The organism is Synechococcus sp. OH2 (genome assembly GCF_047462155.1).
Classification (GTDB): Bacteria; Cyanobacteriota; Cyanobacteriia; order Thermostichales; family Thermostichaceae; genus Thermostichus.
Map to the genome: position 1 here is coordinate 8,572 of NZ_JANSIR010000087.1, position 1,872 is coordinate 10,443.

Consider the following 1,872-nt stretch of genomic DNA (forward strand, 5'->3'; position numbering starts at 1 on the left):
AGCGAATGGCCGAGTTGGAAGCCCAACTGGCCGCCCAGATTCAGCAGGGATCCGAGCAACACAGGGCTGCCCAGCAGCGCATTCAAGAGTTGGAGGAGCAGCTCCAAGCCCAGCAAGATCGGGGATCCGCGCAAGTCCAGGCCCTGGCCAAACAGTTGCAAGCTTCCCAAGCCGAGCTGGAGACCTTACGTCGCCGCTGCCACGAGCTGACAGAATGGCAATCCCAGGCCAAACCCAAGCTGCAAGAGCTGGGATCCCGGCTGCAGCAGCACCAGCAAACGGAAGCCCACCTGCGCCAGACGCTGGAGCAGAAGGAAGCCCAACTGGCCACCCTGAGCCAATCGTTGCAGGAGCACCAGCACCAACTCCAACTGGCTCAATCGACGAAAACTCGCCTCATCGCCGACCTGGCCCACGCTCGCCAAGAAGCCGCCGAGACCATCCACCGGCTGCAGATGCAACTGCAGGAAACTCAAGCCCGACTCCAAGAAACCCAAGCCCAGCTCCAACAGGCCCAAGAGCAGGTGCGTCAGCTCCAAGCCCAACTGCAAGCAGTTCAGACACAGCCAGCCCCTCCCCCTGCCACCGTACCTACGGCCCAGCAACAAGTCCCGCCGCAGGCCATCTCAACGCCGACTGTAGCCGCAAGAGCAGCAGAAGGGGAATTACCGCCCCAAGGGTATTTGGGAGAAGAGGACTTGGAAGCACTGCAGCGGGCCACCCCTTGGGTGCAGCGGATCTTGACCCAATTGCGGGCAGCCGGCCTCCTCGACAATGCTGGCATCGAAGCCGTCATCCATGCCTGGGAAACAGAGGGCGGCACCTTCACGGATGTGCTGACCCACCACAGCGGCCTCAAGCCAGAGACGGTCAAGTTTTTCAGCGAAGACGGCTACTCTGTGTACCTAGCAGGTGGACGGCATGTAGCCGACTACCTTAAGGCTTCGGGGCTGGTCAGCGCCGTCCAAATCGAACAGATTCAGAAGCACCTGCCGCCGGGGGGATCCCTGTGTCAGGCGCTTGTCGAAGCCGGGATCCTGTCGCAAGCCACCGCCCTCTACTTTGAGCGCCACTTCGGCGGCAAAAAGCCCCGCCGCTCCCTGCGGGAAGAGCTGATGTTGTGAGAGTGGGTCGGGAATCCGCACCTCTTTCCCATCTCTTGCACCGGCAAGGAATCCGAGGGCAAACATGGGCTGCCTGCAGACCCCATGCGTCCACTGAAGTTAACTAGACTAGGAACTAGAATAGACTCAGAATCAACAGCGGCCTATTTTTGGCTGTTGAGAAAGCTGAATCAAATCTGAGGCATTAAAGTTACGGGATGTTGTCTTGAGTTCTGCTGCTATGACCACGGAAGCTCCCACTCGACTGGCTCAGCAGTCGTCTCCGTCGAGAACCCGGGTTCGTCAGCCCTACCCCCACTTCAAGGTGATCGTCTTGGATGACGATTTCAACACCTTTCAGCACGTTACCGAATGCCTGCTCAAGTACATCCCCGGCATGACCCTGCCCTTGGCGCGACAACTAACCGTGCAGGTGGATGCCGAAGGGCAAGCGGTCGTCTGGGTCGGCCCGCAAGAGCAAGCGGAGCTCTACCATCAACAGTTGCTGCGGGAGGGCCTGACGATGGCCCCCCTGGAGCCGGCCTGAAGCACAAGTTGCTCGTAGCTGCGCTCAACGGCGGCCAACAGCTCTGCCTGGCCCCAGCCGGCATATAGGCTGCTGGCAATGGCCAGCCCACCCGCCCCTACCCCCTCCTTGACATAGCCTCGCTCGTAAGCCTGTAAGGGGGCGTAGCGGCTCTGGGCAAAGCTCAGTTGGGTAGCCAAAAGGGGGGCAGTTCCCAGCAACTCGGCCAAGGCCACCGTATTG

Annotated in this window: 1 protein-coding gene and 2 pseudogenes; 2 read left to right on the plus strand and 1 reads right to left on the minus strand. The window is 60.5% G+C overall.

Annotation, left to right across the window (positions count from 1 at the left end):
• Window positions 1-1,124, plus strand: a pseudogene (locus NW835_RS07950) (hypothetical protein); the annotation flags it as partial.
• 220 nt (window positions 1,125-1,344) lie between these two features.
• Window positions 1,345-1,650, plus strand: a complete 306-nt coding sequence (clpS, locus tag NW835_RS07955; RefSeq protein WP_414335062.1) for an ATP-dependent Clp protease adapter ClpS — start codon at window positions 1,345-1,347, stop codon at window positions 1,648-1,650.
• Here clpS and NW835_RS07960 read toward each other — a convergent pair.
• Window positions 1,599-1,872: pseudogene (locus tag NW835_RS07960) on the minus strand (TIGR00303 family protein); the annotation flags it as partial. The gene clpS and the pseudogene NW835_RS07960 sit on opposite strands and share 52 nt — an antisense overlap.